Raw genomic sequence first — 15967 nt, 5'->3', positions numbered from 1 at the left:
CGCCAGCTGGCCGTGGGCCTGGCCGTGGCCCAGCGCCGACGCGCCGAGGCCGAGCGCGTGGCCGCCGCGGAGGCGGAGGCCCTGCGCGCGCACCAGGCCCGCGAGACCCGGGCCCTCATGCTCGCCGCCCGGGAGCTGGACGGCCCCGAACGGGTCCCCGCCCCGGACCGCCGCCCCGCGCTGGCCTCCCCCGAGGAGGGGCTCGACGACGACGCCCTGCTCGCCCGCGCCCGTCAGGTCCTGCCGGAGTGGCGGCGCCGCGAGCGCCTGGCCACGAAGGCCGCGGCCGTGCAGGCCATGTCCCAGGGGTCCCGGCCCGCGGCCGGGCCCACGGCCCCCACGTTCCCCCTGGTGCCCGGCTACGCCCCGCCGTCGGGGCCGGAGGAGGAGGTCGGCCGCGCCACGGGCCGGGACCGCCTGGCCCAGCTCGGCGTGAGCGCCGCGTTCGTCCTGTTCGTGCTGGCGAGCGCGTGGGGCCTGGGCCTGGCCGGGTTCCTGCCGGGCCTGGACGCCCTCGACGCCGGCTCCTACCGCACCGCCCACGAGGGCCGGTACCGGGCGGACGCCACCGTCCTCTCCCTGTTCTTCCTGCACCCGGCGGTCTGGCCCGTGCTGTGGGCGCTGCTGGGGCTGTACGTCCTCCACCAGTGGGCCCCGCGCCAGGGCGCGGCGACCCGTCAGCGGCAGACCCGGTGGCCCGTGGCCGCGGTGCTCGTGCTGACGGCGGCCTGGTTCCCCCTGGCGATCCTGGTCCCGTGGGGCCTGGAGTCCGTGGTGTGGCTGGCCGCGCTGGCCCTGATGGTGGTGGTGCTGCGCCGGTTCACCGCCGCGCCCGCCCGCACCCCGGCGGCCCGGCTCTGCACCGACGGCGCGCTCGGCACGCTCGCCGGGCTGCTGCTCGCGGCCGCCCCGACCACCGTGGCCGCGGCGCTCGCGGCCCACGGTGTGGCCGCGCCGTGGCTGCCGGCGGCGCTGCCCGGCACGCTCGCGGTGGCGGCGGTGCTGCTGGCCGGCTTCCGCCTGGCCCTGGAGGACCGCGGCCGCGTGGGGCTCGCCCTGGGGATGTCCTGGTCGCTGGTGTGCCTGGCACTGCCGCGCCTGCTGCCCGCCCCGGTGGGCTCGCACACCAGCGCCTGGGTGGGGCTGACCGCCGCGTTCGGCGCGCTCGCCCTGCTGCTGGCCGTGCTCCTGCGACGCACCTGGGTGCGCGAGCTGGAGGAGGACGCGGCCGCGTCCTCGGACGCCTCCCGCTGAGCCGGGCCCGCGGTCAGCGGGCGGCCGGCACCGGCAGCCAGCGCCCGCCCTCGCGCCGCAGCACGTCGAGGCGCCCGGTGGTGGCGACGCCGCCCACCGCCTCCGCCATGCGCGCCCCCACCGCGGCGGCCTCCTCGTCCTCGGCCCGGCGGTGCGAAGCCGGGACGGTGAAGCGCAGCACGATGCGCGGCACGCGCCCGACGACCTCCACGTCCTTCGCCGCGACCTCGTGCGTGGCCCCGACGGCGGCCTCGGCCGTGTCCATGACGTCCTCCGGGCGGTGGCCCGGGAGGACGTCGCCGATCTGCAGGCGCGCGCGGAAGGAGGGCATGGGCTCCAGGGTAGGCGGGGTGCGCCGTCGTCATGGGCGGCGGTGCGCGGTGAGCGGAGCGGCGCGCACCGGACGTGCCCCGGGAGGGTTTCTCCGGTAGAACAGAGGGCATGAGCGTGCGCACCCCCGACCCCAACCCGGGATGGCTGTCCGAGGAGGACCTCTACGAGGCCCGCCGGCGGCTGCCCATGGTCTACGTGGAGGCGATCCCGGTGCGGCTCGACGCCCTGGGCTACGTCTCCGAGATCGGTCTGCTGTACGTGGCGGACGAGACGGGGCAGTTCCAGCGCACGTTCGTGTCCGGGCGGGTGATGTACCGGGAGACCATCCGGGCGGCGCTGATGCGCCACCTCGAGAAGGACCTCGGCCCGCTGGCGTTCCCGCAGCTGCCGCCGTCGATCGTGCCGTGCGCGGTGGCGGAGTACTTCCCGGCCCCCTCGGAGACCGGGCTGACGGACGACCGGCAGCACGCCGTGTCCCTCGTGTACGTGATGCCGGTGACGGGCGAGTGCAGCCCGCGTCAGGACGCGCTCGAGCTGACGTGGCTGACGCCGGAGGAGGCCCTGGGCGAGGACGTCCAGGCGGAGTTCATCGGAGGCCGCGGGAACCTGGTGCGCCAGGCCCTGGCCCACGTGGGATGGGGACGCTGACATGGCACCGATCGCGGGCGGGTACCTCCGCCACCTCAAGGCCCAGGACGTGCAGCCGGGCGACTCCTTCCTCACGCGCCGCGGCGACCCCGCCCCGCCCGTGGCCTCCACGCGGGTGGTGCGGGACGACTTCGGCACGCCCGCCCTCGTGATCGCGACGCTGCAGGGCGGGCGCGAGGTGAGGATCGCCCACGGCTCCGTGATCCGCGTGCGCACGGACCGCCCCGAGGAGGTCAAGGCCGCGGCGGACACCTCCTTCTCCCCCGTGGACGCCGGCTCGCCCGAGTCCCGCGTGGTGGCCGTGGGCCGGCGCCACCTCGACGACGTCGAGCTGACCGCCACCGCCGCGCGCCTGTCCCACGGGCTGAACCTGCGCTCCGGGTCCCAGCTGGAGGACCTGTTCGGCATGGCCGAGCGGATGTACCTGCTGCACGAGGACACCGAGGGCACGCTCTCGACGCTGGGGCTGCTGACGAACCTGCCGTGGGACGGGGCCGTGGGCCGCTGGAAGTCCATCCAGGCGGCGCTCGGACTGGCCTCGCTCATCCTGCGCGAGGAGGGCGACCACATCACGGCCGCGAACCTGGGCGCCCGGCTCAAGGAGGCCGACGAGGTCCCCTCCGAACCCGGCCGCGCCGCCCGCGTGCTCGAGGTGCGCCAGCGCCAGCTGGACGCCCCGCAGCTCTACGAGCGGGAGGTCTCCAAGGCCCTGCAGTCGCACGACCAGGAGGCCGAGTACCGCTGGCGCCGCGCCCGCTTCGCGCAGCTGCTGTACCTGCGCGGCCGCGGCGGCTCCCAGACCCTCTCCGAGGCGGACCTGGACTCGCGGATCGCGCGCGAGCTGGGGACGCTGCGCACCCTGGCCCGGGAGCTCGAGGCGAAGGCCGCCCGCGGGGCGTGAGGCGAGGAGGCCTCGCCTCCCTCGGCTCCGTCGACAGCCGACCCCGGCGTGAACTGGTGAGGACACACCCTATTCCGGCCTCGTGAGGGCCCCATGAGGGTGTGTCCTCACCAGCAACGCCGAGGCGGGAGGCGACCCTGGGCCGGTGACCCCCGGGGCTGGGTTGTCCACAGCACCGACGGGTGCCGAGCGGGCGCGCCTCCCTCGGGAGCAAGGTGGCCCTATGGCCAGACCGCCCCTTCCGCTGCCACCCCCTCTGCACGGCGCCGTCTTCACCTTCGACGAGCTCGACGACGTCGGCGTCTCCCGCTACCGCGTGCGCGCCGCGGACGTCGAGCGGCTGGGACGCGGGCTGTTCCGCCACCACCCGAGCGACGGGTCCGCGCCGCCCCGGCGGACGAGCGTGCCGTGGGACGCGGAGGTGGCGGCCACCCTGCTCCGGGATCGGCTGGACGCGGTGGTCTCCGATCTCTCCGCCGCCCAGGTGCACGGCCTGCCCCTGCCCGCGTGGGCGGAGACGGACGGCCGCCTGCATCTCACCGTCGCCCGGGCCCACCGGATCGACCGCCCAGGGGTCTGCACGCGCCGGCGCGCGGTGGACCGCCGGCACCTCGTCATCCGGCGCGGGCTGCGCTGCACGTCGCCCATCCGGACCCTGTGGGACCTGTGCGCGCCGTCATCGGGGCTGACGTTCGACGACCTCGTGGTGATCGCGGACGCGCTGATGCCGCAGGAGTGGGTGGAGGGCTTCGGCCTCGGCGAGGTGCGCGTGGGGACCCGGGACCTGACGGCGGTGCTCGAGGAGATGGGGCGGTTCCGTGGGGTGCGGCGGGCCCGCGAGGTCGCCGCGCTGATGCGGGAGGGCGTGGGCTCGCCACAGGAGACCCGCACGCGACTCGCCCTCCTGGACGCGGGCCTGCCCGTGCCGGAGGTCGCGGCGGTCCTCACCGACGACGACGGCGTGGCCGGTCCGACCGTGGATCTCGCCTACCCACGGTGGCGGGTCGTCATCCAGTATGAGGGCGCCCGCCATCGGTCCGTCCGACAGCAGGAGAGGGACGTCGAGCGGGACCGCTGGTGCGAGCTGCACGGGTGGCTCGTGGTGAAGGTGACGGCCCGCGACTTGCGGGACGGCCTACGGAATGTGCTGCCGATCCTCCGGGCCCGCATCGCGGCATCCGCCTGACCCCACCACCCCGCGCCCCCTGTCCTGCCCCCGCCCCGTCCCGCGCTGCCACGCTTACTGGTGAGGACACACCCTCATGGGCGCGTTGCGGACTCAGATGAGGGCGTGTCCTCACCAGTTCGTCGATGTGCGGGTGGCCCCCGCGACACGCGGAGCCGCGGACGGTGATCCACGTCTCGCCAGGCTCTACTCTGACGCGATGACCAGCACCGACCCCGCCCGCCCCGGCGACGACGCCGCGCGCCCCTTCCTCCTCGTCCAGACGCGGCCCGAGGACGACGCCGCCACGGCCGAGGTCGAGTCCGTCCGCCGCCTCGGCGGCTACCCCGAGGACCGGCTGCGGGTGATGCGCCTGGACCGCCGCGTGGCCGAGGCAGGCACGGACCGGGCCGTCACGGACGGCACGGACGGCGCCGCGGCCCTGGCCGGAGCGGACGCCGGCGGCGACGCCGAGGCGCAGGCGGCGGCCGGCGTCGTGGACTGGGCGGCGGAGCTGGACGGCGTGGCCGGGGTGATCCTGCCCGGCAGCCCGTTCACGGGGTCGGACCCGGAGGAGTCGAAGTCGGACCTGCAGCGCGCCGTGGAGGCGGAGCTGGGACGGCTGATGGCGCTCGTGATCGAGCGGCAGACCCCGTTCCTGGGCTGCTGCTACGGCGTGGGCACGCTGGGGCGGGCGGCGGGCGGCGTCGTGGACACCACCCACCGGGAACTGCCCGGGCCCATCCCCGTGACCCTCACGGAGGACGGTGCCGAGGACCCGCTGCTGGCCGGGATGCCCGACGAGTTCACCGCGTACGTGGGCCACAAGGAGGCCATCCGGGAGCTGCCCCCGGGCGCCGTGCTCCTGGCGAGCGGGCAGGCGTGCCCCGTGCAGATGTTCCGCGTGGGCGAGCACCTCTACGCCACCCAGTTCCACCCCGAGCTGGACCAGGACGGCCTGCTCGAGCGGCTGGCCATCTACTCGCACCACGGCTACTTCTCCGAGGACGAGGCCGGGGACATGTTCGCGGCCATCCGGAGCCGGGAGGCCCCGATCCCGCCGCGGATCCTCGAGAACTTCCGCGAGGTCTACGGCTGACGGCGCCGGGGCGGCGTCACACCCAGCCGCGGCGCACCGCCTCCGCGCCCAGCTGGAAGCGGCTCTCTGCCCCCGCCCGGCGGGACAGCTCCGCCAGGCGCCGCTGCACGGTGCGCGTGGACACCCCCAGCTGCCGGGCCAGCGCCTCGTCGGTGAGCCCCGCGGCCAGGAGCGTCAGCAGCCGCCGGTCCTCGTGCTCGGGCCCCTGCCCCGGGGCGGCCACGGGGGCGGCCTGGTCCCACTGCTGCTCGAAGAGCCGGATCAGCGCCCCCAGCAGGAGCGACCCCCGCACCAGCAGACCCTCCCCCGTCTCCGAGAGGGCCTCGGGAGGACCGTCCTCCGCGGGCAGCGCCACGAGGGCGGCCGACTCGTCCGCCACGAGCATCTTGAACGGCAGCCGCGGGAGCACACGGGCCTCCTCCCCGGGGCCGGCGAGGTCCTCCCGCCCCCCGTCGGTCCCCTGCAGGGAACGGCTCTCGTAGACCACGCGCCAGCGCACCCCCCGCCGCGCGGATGCGGGCTGGGCCTGACCGGGCAGCGGCCCGGGGGCGAAGTACGGGCCCCGGTCGAACCCCCGGATCACGGCCACGGCGTCCCCGGCCAGACGCACCGCGGCGCGGGTCACCTCCTCCGCGCCCACGAGCACCTGCAGGGACTCGGCACCGGCGCCGGGACGTTGCCGGTACTCCGCCCCCAGGGCCTCGGCGGCGTGCCGCAGCGCGTCGACGGCCCGTTGCCGGCGCAGCGTCTCCGCCCGCAGGGGCGGCCAGGGGGACAGCGCCGTCGCCCGCCCGTCCCGGACGGAGACGAGCCCCGCCTCGACCAGCCGCTCCCACGGGCCCCGCTCCGGATCCGCGGCGACGGGCCCGCTCGCCAGCAGACGGCGGTACGCGGCGACGTCGGCGGACGACAGGCCCAGGAGGGACAGGTCCGGCTCCGCCGCGGCCGCCTCCGCATGGTCCGCCCGATCCCGCTGATCCGACTCGGTCATGCCCCTCCCTCTGCCGCTGGCACATCTCCGTCATGGCGGGGGCCCGCCTCAGCGCCCCGATGTGCTGTGCATCACACCATGGTGGACTGAGACTCTCACGGACGCCTGCCCGGCGTCATCTCGCATCCACCGTGAAGGATCCCCATGTCTGCTCGCCCTTCTCGACGCCGCGTCGTCGGCGTGACCACCGCGGTCACGCTGGCCCTCGCCGGCGCCACCGTCGCCGGCGCCGCGCCCGGCGGCGTCCCCGGCGCGGCCCCCTCCGCGACCGAACAGGCCGTCGGCCACCTCATCGGCCCCGCCCAGCGCACCGTGCCCGCCTCCTTCCAGGACGGCGCGTACATCGTGCTGATGGCCCAGGACCCGGTCGCCACCTACGACGGCGGCCTCCCCGGCTACGCCGCCACCAAGCCCACTCCGGGCGGCCTCGCCAAGCTGGACGCCGCCAGCCCGGCCGCGAAGAAGTACGCGCAGCGCCTGGCCGCCGGCCAGAACGCGGCGCTCAAGCGCGCCGGCGCGCCCGCCAGCAAGGTGCACACCCGCTACACCACGGCCGTCAACGGGTTCGCGGGCACCTTCACCGGCCGCGAGGCCGCCGCGCTCGCGACCGACCCGGACGTCCTCGCCGTCGTCCCCAACGAGATCCTGCAGCTGGACACGGTCTCCTCCCCCGAGTTCCTGGGCCTGAGCGGCCCGGGCGGCGTCTGGGAGGACCTCGTCGGCGCCGACGGCGACCCGGCGGAGATCGGCCAGGGCGTCGTCGTGGGCGTCGTGGACTCCGGCATCATCCCGGACAGCCCCTCCTTCGTCGATGCCGGCCACCAGGCGCCCCCCGCGGACTGGCAGGGCTCGTGCGAGACCGCGGACCCGGAGACGTTCCCGGCGGACAGCTGCAACGACAAGCTGATCGGCGCCAAGTACTTCGTCAACGGCTTCGGCGCCACCCGCCTGGCCGAGGACGAGTCCCTCTCCCCCTACGACGCGGGCGGACACGGCACCCACACCGCCTCCACCGCCGCCGGCAACCACGGCGTGACCGCCACGGTCGACGGCGTCGCGCGCGGCGAGATCTCCGGCATGGCGCCGGGCGCCCACGTGGCCGCCTACAAGGCCTGCTGGGAGGGCCCGACCTCGGGCGGCTGCTCGACCATCGACACCGTGGCCGCGATCGACGCGGCCGTGGCCGACGGCGTGGACGTCATCAACTTCTCGATCTCCGGCTCCCGCACGGAGGTCATGGACCCCGTGGAGCTGGCCTTCCTGAACGCCGCCTCCGCCGGCGTCTTCGTGGCGGCGTCCTCGGGCAACTCGGGGCCGACCCCCTCCACCACGGCGCACGCCTCCCCGTGGATCACCACCGTCGCCGCCTCGGCCCACGCCGTGTACGAGCAGACCCTCGTCACCGGCGACGGCGAGCGCCACATCGGCGCCTCGATCATGCGTCCGCTCGAGGAGGAGACCCCCATGGCGTACGCCGGGGACCTCGTCGCTGAGGGCGCGGACCCGGCCAAGGCGGCCCTGTGCATCGCCGACACCCTGGACCCGGTCAAGACCGAGGGCAAGCTCGTGGTCTGCGACCGCGGTGAGAGCGGCCGCGCGGAGAAGTCGTTCGTGGTCGAGGGCGCCGGCGGCGCCGGCATGGTCCTCGTGAACGTGGACGACTCCCAGGGCCTGAACGCCGACGTGCACGCGATCCCGGCCGTCCACCTGCCGGCCTCCGAGCGCGAGGAGGTGGTGGCCTACGCCTCCACCGAGGGCGCCACCGGCCGCATCCTGCCCACCAACGAGGGCTCCACCACGCAGACCCCACTGGTCGCGGCGTTCTCCTCGCGCGGCCCGTCGCTGGCGGCGGAGTCCGACCTGCTCAAGCCGGACATCTCCGCCCCGGGCGTGGACGTGCTCGCCGCGTACTCCCCGAACCGCGGCGGCGAGGACTTCGCCTACTCGTCCGGCACCTCCATGTCCTCCCCGCACATCGCCGGCCTGGCCGCGCTCGTGAAGCGGGGTCGGCCCGACTTCAGCCCCATGGAGATCAAGTCCGCGATGATGACCACGGCGCGCGACCACGCCGAGGCCACCTCGCCGTTCGCCGAGGGCGCCGGCTTCGTCGACCCGACCCGCATGATGAACCCGGGACTGACCTTCGACTCGGACCGCGCCGACTGGTACGACTTCCTGGCCGGCCAGGGTGTCGTGTACTCGGACACCGGCAACCCGGTCTCGGAGAACCCGATCGACGCCTCGGACCTGAACGTCCCCTCGCTGGCGCTCGGTGAGCTCTTCGGCGCGCAGACCGTGACCCGCACCGTGACCGCCGTCGACGGCGGCGGCACGTGGACGGCGAGCGTCGAGGGCGCCTCCGGCCTGGACGTGTCCGTCTCCCCGGCCACGTTCACCCTGGCCGACGCCCAGTCCCAAGACGTGGAGATCACCGTGGCGGCCGGCGCGGCCACCCCGGGCGAGTGGGCCACCGCCCACATCGTGTGGACCAGCTCGGACGGCTCCACCGTGCGCATGCCGCTCGTGGCGCAGCCGGGCGTCGCCGACGCCCCGGAGGCCGTCGAGGGCCACACCACCGACACGACGCTTTCCCTGCCGGTCCGCTCGGGTGTGGACGGCACCCTCGAGACCCGTGTCCGCGGCCTGGTCCGCGTGGAGGAGAGCACCGGAGAGGCTCCGGAGCAGGCGGTCTTCAACGCCGCCGACCCCCGCCTGACCGGCCATCCCTTCCCGTACCCCAACGGCTACCCGCAGGTGCGGATCGAGGCGGAGACCGTCGGCGACGTCGAGGCCGACCTCGACATCTACGTCATGAGCTCCTGGTCCTCGTACCCGGTGCAGCGCTCCGTGTCCCGCGGCACGGGCCCCGAGGTCTTCGACGGCCTGATCTACTCCTCCGCCCCGGAGCACACGATCTACGTGGTGGCCAAGGGCAGCACGGAGGCGACGGTGCCCTACACCCTGCGCGTCTCCTTCCCGACCGAGGAGGACACCGGCGTCCTCACCTTCGACCCGTCCGCCGCGACGGTGACCTCCGGTGAGACCCACGTCCTCCAGGGGGTGCTGACCACGGACGGCGAGTCCGCCTACAACGGCTACGTGGACGTGCTCCACGAGGGCCGCGTGGTGGACACCACCGCCGTCCGGATCCTCAACGGCGCGAAGACGCCCGAGGAGCCGGTGGACCCGGTGGACCCGCCCGTCGATCCCGTCGACCCGCCCGTCGATCCGGTGGTCCCCCCGGTGACGCCTGAGGAGCCGGGAGCCGGCGAGTGCGTCCACCCTCGTGACGGCGGCGACCCCAAGGAGTGGAAGAAGTGCACGTCCGGCTCGGGCACCGATGGGCCCGGCACCGGGACGAAGCCCGGCAAGGGCAAGGGCCGCGGCCGCTGATCGGACCGACCCGCCCCGGTCCGGCTCGGACCGGGGCGGCCGGACCTGAGCGCCGCTCCCGCTCGCTCCACCGCTGAAGGGCCCGGACGCCTCCTGGCGTCCGGGCCCTTCGCCGTGCCGCGGCGGTTCGGCCGTCGACCGAGTGCGTACGGTGGAGCCCATGACGGACATGAGCCCAGCCGCCCCCGACGCGTCCTCTCTCCCCTACGTCTCCGGCCCCGCCCTGCGCGCCGCCCTGAGCCCGACGCGCGCCGTTGACGCCCTCGAACGCACCCTCGCCGACGGCCTGGACCCGGAGTCCGACGCCCCGCGCACCCGCGTGGAGACCTCCTCCGGCACGCTCCTGCAGATGCCGTCCACGCGCGGCCACGACGTCGGCACGAAGCTGCTCACCCTCACCCCGGACAACGCCTCGACGGGCCTGCCGGTCATCCAGGGCGTCTACGTGCTCTTCGGCGGACCTGCGCAGGCCCCCCGCGCCGTCCTCGACGGCATCGAGCTGACGAACCTGCGGACCTCGGCGGTGTCCGCGCTCGGCGCGCGCCTGGCCGGGGCCACGACGCCGGACGCTCACCTCGTCCTCTTCGGCACCGGTGTGCAGGCCTGGGAGCATGCCGTGACGTTCTGCGAGGTCTTCTCCGTCGGACGGATCACCGTGGTCGGCCGGAACGGAGAGCGGGCCGAGGCCCTCGCCGCGCGGATCGCGGAGGAGCTGGACGTCCCGGCTCAGGCCGGCGATGCGGACGCGGTGACCCAGGCGGACGTGGTGGTGTGCTGCACCGCCTCCGCGGTCCCGCTCTTTGACGGCGCCCGGGTGAAGGACGACGCCGTGGTGGTCGCCATGGGCGCCCACACCCCGGACGCCCGCGAGCTGGACGACGCGCTGCTCTCCCGCGCCCAGGTGATCGTCGAGTCCCGCGACTCGGCGCTGCGCGAAGCCGGGGAGGTGGTGCTCGGCATGGAGTCGGGCGCGGTGGCCGAGCCGGAGCTGGTCACCTTCGCGGACCTGGCCACAGGCCGGGTGAGGCGGCAGGCGGGGGTGCCGGCCGCCGCCGTGACCACGGGCATGCCGTGGCAGGACCTGGTGGTGGCCTCCGCGGTGATGGACGCCCTGGGCGGCTGACCGGAGACGACGACAGGGCGGCCTCCGTGGGACCGCCCCGTCGTGAACTCGCGAGTGCTCAGGCGCGGCGTGAGGCCGCCGTGGCGACGCCGCCCAGGACCGCGAGCAGCGTGGCGGTCACGAGCCACAGGAAGCCGCCACCGATGTTCGGGTCCGAATCCATGACCCAGAGCTGGGTAGCGATCAGCACGAGCGCGAGGGCCACCGCCGCCACACCGAGACCGCGGACGGAGCGACCGGCGTGACGGCCGACCGCGACCAGCACGACGGCTCCGACCAGGGCCACGAGGTGCTCCACGGCGATGAAGGCGTAGGTGCCGGCGACCGTGCCGGGCGCGGTGGTCTCCGTCAGCATCATGAACACGGTGACCGCCAACGGCACCCCCAGCGCGAGGCCGGCCGCCGTGAAGAGGCGGGGGCTCGGCGCTCCGCGGGCGGGGCGCGTGGCGTCACGCGAGGTCTCGGTGCTCATGAGGGGGCTCCTTCGGAGTCGGTGGCTGCCCTTCCAGGGCGTCCCGTCGTCGGAACACTGAAGCACACACGTCCCGTGCCGCTCTCGAACGCCGGGGCGCAGGCCCCGCCGGGCGCCCCCACTACCCTGGATCCCATGCCCGACACCCCGCAGCCCCCCGCCGCCCCCGCGCATCCGGACCACTTCGGGTTCGAGGTGACGCACCGGCTGGAGGACGGCGGCACGGACGGGGCGCCGCTGGGCCGCACGGGCGTCATCCGCACCCCGCACGGGGAGATCCGGACGCCGGCGTTCATCCCGGTGGCCACGCAGGCGACCGTGAAGGCGGTGCTGCCGGAGTCGATGCAGGATCTCGGCGCGCAGGCCCTGCTGGCCAACGCCTACCACCTCTACCTGCAGCCCGGCGACGACCTCCTGGACGAGGCCGGCGGGCTCGGGGCCTTCATGAACTGGCCCGGCCCCACCTTCACGGACTCCGGCGGCTTCCAGGTGATGTCCCTGGGCTCGGGGTTCAAGAAGGTCATCGACATGAAGGGCCCGGACGCCCCCTCCGGCGCGGGCGCGGACGACGCCGTCGCCCCCGGCAAGGAGCGCCTGGCGAACGTGGACGACGACGGCGTCTGGTTCAAGTCCCACCTCACCGGGGACCGGCACCGGTTCACCCCGGAGCGGTCCCTGCAGATCCAGCACCACCTCGGCGCGGACGTGATGTTCGCGTTCGACGAGCTGACCACCCTGCACAACTCCCGCGGCTACCAGGAGGAGGCGCTCGAGCGCACCCGCCGGTGGGCCCAGCGCTGCCTGGACGAGCACGCCCGCCTCACCGCCGAGCGCGCCGCGAAGCCGTACCAGGCGCTGTTCGGTGTGATCCAGGGCGCCCAGTACGAGGACCTGCGCCGCAAGGCCTGCCGGGACCTGGCCGCCATGGAGACGGAGTTCGCCGCCGACGGGGGCGCCGTGCGCCACGGCTTCGACGGCTACGGCGTGGGCGGGGCGCTGGAGAAGGAGAACCTCGGGACGATCGTGGGCTGGTGCGCCCAGGAGCTGCCCGAGGACCGCCCGCGTCACCTGCTCGGCATCTCCGAGCCGGACGACCTGTTCACGGCCGTGGAGAACGGCGCCGACACCTTCGACTGCGTCTCCCCCACCCGCGTGGCCCGCACCGGCGCGTTCTACACCCGCGACGGGCGCTACAACCTGCCCGGCGCCAAGTACAAGCGGGACTTCGGCCCGCTGGACCCCGAGTGCGACTGCTACAGCTGCGCGCACTACTCGCGCGCCTACATCCGCCACCTCTACAAGGCCAAGGAGATGGTGTCCCACACGCTGATCTCCATCCACAACGAGCGCTTCACCGTCTCCCTCGTGGACCGGATCCGCGCGTCGATGGCGGACGGCACCTACGCGGAGCTCAAGGCCGAGACCCTGGGCCGGTACTACGCCACGAAGCGCTGAGGCCGCTCCCGCCCCTTGTGGTCACGACATGCCGTGCGTCGTCCCGGTCCTCCGGCGTGTCGTGACCACAACCTGGACGACGACGCCGCCCCACCTCGCCGGCTGCCCGGACGGCCTCAGCCCTCCCGCAGCTCGTTCTTGCGGATCTTGCCGGTGGCCGTGCGCGGCATCTCCTCGACCGGCACGAACCGGTCCGGGACCTTGAACCCGGCCAAGCGCTCCCGGCAGTGGGCGCGCAGCGCGTCCTCGTCCGGCCGCTCCGCGCCGGAGCGGTACACCACGTAGGCCACGGGGCGCTCACCCCAGCGCTCATCGGCCACGGCCACCACGGCGACGTCGGTCACCGCCGGGTGCGCGGCGATCACGCCCTCCACCTCGATCGAGGAGATGTTCTCCCCGCCGGAGATGATGATGTCCTTGGCGCGGTCCCGCAGCTGGACGTAGCCGTCCGGGTGCATCACGCCGAGGTCCCCGGAGTGGAACCAGCCGCCGCGGAAGGCCTCCTCGGTGGCCTCGGGGTTCTTGAAGTACCCGAGCATCACGCCCTCGCCGCGCATCACCACCTCGCCCATGGTCGTGCCGTCCGCCGGCACGGGGACCATGTCCATGTCCACCACCGCGACCTCGCCCACCAGGGGCATGGCCACGCCCTGCCGGGCCATCACGGCGGCGCGCTCCCCGGCCTCCAGCTCCGCCCACTCGGGCTGCGGCTCGCACACCGTGAACGGGCCGTGGGTCTCGGTGAGCCCGTAGACGTGCACCGGGGTGATGTTGAGCCCCTCCAGCGCCTGGATCACCGACGGCGGCGGCGCGGCCCCGGCGGCCGCCATCCGGACCTCGCGGTCCACGGGGTGGGCGCGCTCGGCCTCGATCAGCATGGCCGCCACGATCGGCGCGCCGCACAGGTGGGTGACCCCCTCGCCGTCGAGCGCGTCCCACACCGCGTCCTGACGCACCGCGCGCAGGCACACGTGGGTGCCGCCGGCCGCGGTGACGGCCCACGGGCGGGTCCAGCCGTTGCAGTGGAACATCGGCAGCGTCCAGAGGTACCGGGTGGCGCCCGTGAACCGCTGCGTGAGGACGTTGGCCAGAGCCGTCTGCTGCGCGCTGCGGTGCGTGTACCGCACGCCCTTGGGCCGGCCGGTGGTGCCGGAGGTGTAGTTCAGGGTGATCGGCGCGTCCTCGTCATCCACCGTCCACGGCAGGTCGGGCCCGTCCGCGCCCTCGGCGACGAGCGCGTCGTAGGTGAGCCGGCCGTCGTCGGGCACGGCGTGGCCCGCCGTCTCGTCCACGACCTCGGCGACCGCGGCGCCCGTGCCGATCCGCTCGACGACGCCGCGCACCGCCTCCGCCACGTCCCCGTCGGCGAGGACCACGCGAGCCTCGGCGTGCTCGAGGATGTACTCCAGCTCGCGGGCGGTGAGGCGCGGGTTGAGGGCGCACAGCACGCCCCCGGCGAGCGGCACGGCGAAGTGCGCGGCGAGCATCGCCGGGACGTTCGGCAGGACCGCGGCCACGGTCTGGCCGGGCTCGATCCGGGCCGCGAGCGCCCGGGCCAGGGACTGCACATGGGCGGCGAACGCGCGGTAGTCCCACCGGAGGTCGCCGTAGACCACGGCCTCCCGGTCGCCGAAGACGGCGGCCGTGCGGCCCAGGAAGGCCAGCGGGGTGAGCGGGGCGCCGTCGGCGGAAACGGGCTCGGAGGCGGAGCGGGGGGTGTCCTGAGTCACAGTCATGCCCGCCATGATGTCGCACCGGGCGCCCCGGAACCACCCGGGTCCGCGCATGACGACCGCGCTGCGAAGCGCTGAGGCCCCTCCTCCTGCCCTCACGCTGTCACGCAGATGGCTGGTCCCACGGCGTCCGGGACGCTGAAAACAGCCATATGCGTGACAGCTGGGGCGGGGCGGCTCAGGCGAAGGCGCCCTTGCCGGTGATGTCGCGGCCGACGATCAGGGCCTGGACGGTCTCGGTGCCCTCGTAGGTGTGGATCGCCTCGAGATCGGCGAAGTGCTTGCCCACCTCGTTCTCGAGCAGGATGCCGTTGCCGCCGAGCAGGTCGCGCGCGTTGGCGGCGATCGAGCGGGCGGTGCGGGTGGCCGAGTACTTGGCCAGGGAGGCCTGCGGGCCGGTGAGGCGGCCGGCGTCCTCGAGCTGGGCGGCACGGAGCACCAGCAGCTGGACCTGGGTCAGCTCGGAGAGCATGCGGGCCAGGCGCTCCTGGACGATCTGCGACTCTGCCAGCGGGCGCCCGAACTGCACGCGCTGCTTCGCGTACTGCACGGCGGCCTCGTAGCAGCCGATCGCGTGGCCCACGGCGGACCAGGCGACGCCGAGGCGAGTGGCGAACAGCACGGCGGCGGTGTTCTTGAAGGACTGGGCGTCCGGCATGACGTCCTCCTCCGGCACGAACACGTCGTCGTACGTGATGAGTGCCTGGTGGATCGCGCGGAGCGCCATCTTCCCGCGGATGACCTCGGCGCTGTAGCCCTCGGCGTCCTGCTGGACGATGAAGCCCTTGACCTGGCCGTCCTCGGTGGAGCGGGCCCAGGTGACGGTGATGCCGCCGGCCGCGCCGTTGCCGATCCACTTCTTGTGGCCGTCGAGCCGCCAGCCGCCCTCCACGGGGGTGGCGCTGGTCTGCAGGGACACGGAGTCGGAGCCGTGGGTGGGCTCGGTCAGGGCGAACGCGCCGAAGAGCTCGCCGGCCGCCATGGCCGGGAGGTACTTGGCCTTCTGCTCCTCGGAGCCGCACATCTGGATGGAGCGCATGGCCAGGCCGCCCTGGACGCCCACGATCGTGGCGAGGGAGCCGTCCACGCGGGAGAGCTCCATGGAGGCCAGCCCGGAGGCCAGGCGGGACGGGGTCGCGCGGCCCTCGATCTCGACGCCGTCGCGCAGCAGGTCGGCCTCGGCCAGGCCGGCGATCAGCTGGGTCGGGTACTCGCCCTTGTCCCACGCCTCCTGGAGGGTGCGCTGCACCTCGGGGGTGAGGAACGCCCGCGCAGCGCGGTGCAGGGCGAGGTCCTCCTCGGACAGGTCGGCGAAGACGGCGTACGCGTCGGTGTCCAGGGGACCGGTGACGTCGTAGGCGGGCTCGGCGGTGGGCAGCTGCTCGGTCATGGGGGCCTCC

At 74.7% G+C, this 15967-nt stretch carries 12 protein-coding genes and 1 pseudogene; 8 read left to right on the top strand and 5 right to left on the bottom strand.

Annotated elements, in window-relative coordinates:
* Window positions 1–1254: pseudogene (locus tag Q4D18_RS01820) on the top strand (hypothetical protein); the annotation flags it as partial.
* 13 nt (window positions 1255–1267) lie between these two features.
* On the opposite strand, the gene Q4D18_RS01815 reads toward Q4D18_RS01820, so the two are convergent.
* Entirely contained in the window at window positions 1268–1585 is a 318-nt protein-coding gene (locus Q4D18_RS01815) for a hypothetical protein (protein WP_303125189.1), read from the bottom strand.
* A 110-nt stretch (window positions 1586–1695) separates the two neighbouring features.
* Between Q4D18_RS01815 and Q4D18_RS01810 the strand changes: the two genes are divergently transcribed.
* The 4 genes from Q4D18_RS01810 to Q4D18_RS01795 all read left to right on the top strand — a co-directional run bounded on the left by Q4D18_RS01810 (window position 1696) and on the right by Q4D18_RS01795 (window position 5400).
* Entirely contained in the window at window positions 1696–2235 is a 540-nt protein-coding gene (locus Q4D18_RS01810; RefSeq protein WP_135030295.1) for an NUDIX hydrolase family protein, read from the top strand.
* A 1-nt stretch (window position 2236) separates the two neighbouring features.
* On the top strand, window positions 2237–3136 hold the full coding sequence (locus tag Q4D18_RS01805; RefSeq protein WP_303125186.1) for a DUF6707 family protein: 900 nt from the start codon (window positions 2237–2239) through the stop codon (window positions 3134–3136).
* A gap of 223 nt (window positions 3137–3359) precedes the next feature.
* Window positions 3360–4322, top strand: coding sequence for a hypothetical protein (locus Q4D18_RS01800; protein ID WP_303125184.1), 963 nt, complete (start codon window positions 3360–3362; stop codon window positions 4320–4322).
* A gap of 199 nt (window positions 4323–4521) precedes the next feature.
* Window positions 4522–5400, top strand: a complete 879-nt coding sequence (locus tag Q4D18_RS01795) for a glutamine amidotransferase (protein ID WP_303125181.1) — start codon at window positions 4522–4524, stop codon at window positions 5398–5400.
* 16 nt (window positions 5401–5416) lie between these two features.
* Here Q4D18_RS01795 and Q4D18_RS01790 read toward each other — a convergent pair whose 3' ends face one another.
* Window positions 5417–6391 carry a LuxR C-terminal-related transcriptional regulator gene (locus tag Q4D18_RS01790; RefSeq protein ID WP_303125179.1) on the bottom strand — a complete coding sequence of 325 codons (975 nt, stop codon included), beginning with the start codon at window positions 6389–6391 and terminating at the stop codon, window positions 5417–5419.
* A gap of 144 nt (window positions 6392–6535) precedes the next feature.
* Between Q4D18_RS01790 and Q4D18_RS01785 the strand changes: the two genes are divergently transcribed.
* Both Q4D18_RS01785 and Q4D18_RS01780 read left to right on the top strand, forming a co-directional pair.
* Window positions 6536–9784, top strand: a complete 3249-nt coding sequence (locus tag Q4D18_RS01785; protein ID WP_303125178.1) for a S8 family peptidase — start codon at window positions 6536–6538, stop codon at window positions 9782–9784.
* Between the two features lie 160 nt (window positions 9785–9944).
* Complete coding sequence (locus Q4D18_RS01780; RefSeq protein ID WP_303125176.1) at window positions 9945–10907, top strand: ornithine cyclodeaminase family protein; 963 nt, start codon at window positions 9945–9947, stop codon at window positions 10905–10907.
* Between the two features lie 58 nt (window positions 10908–10965).
* On the opposite strand, the gene Q4D18_RS01775 is transcribed toward Q4D18_RS01780, so the two are convergent.
* Window positions 10966–11379: a hypothetical protein gene (locus Q4D18_RS01775; RefSeq protein WP_303125174.1), complete on the bottom strand. Its 414-nt coding sequence runs from the start codon at window positions 11377–11379 to the stop codon at window positions 10966–10968.
* A 135-nt stretch (window positions 11380–11514) separates the two neighbouring features.
* Here Q4D18_RS01775 and tgt point away from each other — a divergent pair, with 135 nt between their 5' ends.
* A complete protein-coding gene (tgt, locus tag Q4D18_RS01770; protein ID WP_303125172.1) occupies window positions 11515–12834 on the top strand; it encodes a tRNA guanosine(34) transglycosylase Tgt in 1320 nt (439 codons plus the stop codon).
* A gap of 116 nt (window positions 12835–12950) precedes the next feature.
* Here tgt and Q4D18_RS01765 read toward each other — a convergent pair whose 3' ends face one another.
* Entirely contained in the window at window positions 12951–14570 is a 1620-nt protein-coding gene (locus tag Q4D18_RS01765; RefSeq protein WP_303125170.1) for an AMP-binding protein, read from the bottom strand.
* A gap of 175 nt (window positions 14571–14745) precedes the next feature.
* On the bottom strand, window positions 14746–15957 hold the full coding sequence (locus Q4D18_RS01760; protein WP_303125168.1) for an acyl-CoA dehydrogenase family protein: 1212 nt from the start codon (window positions 15955–15957) through the stop codon (window positions 14746–14748).
* Between the last annotated feature and the right edge of the window lie 10 nt (window positions 15958–15967).

Origin of the sequence: Micrococcus sp. (genome assembly GCF_030523875.1) — a bacterium.
Taxonomy (GTDB): Bacteria; Actinomycetota; Actinomycetes; order Actinomycetales; family Micrococcaceae; genus Micrococcus.
This window is presented reverse-complemented; position numbering and strand designations above follow the sequence as displayed.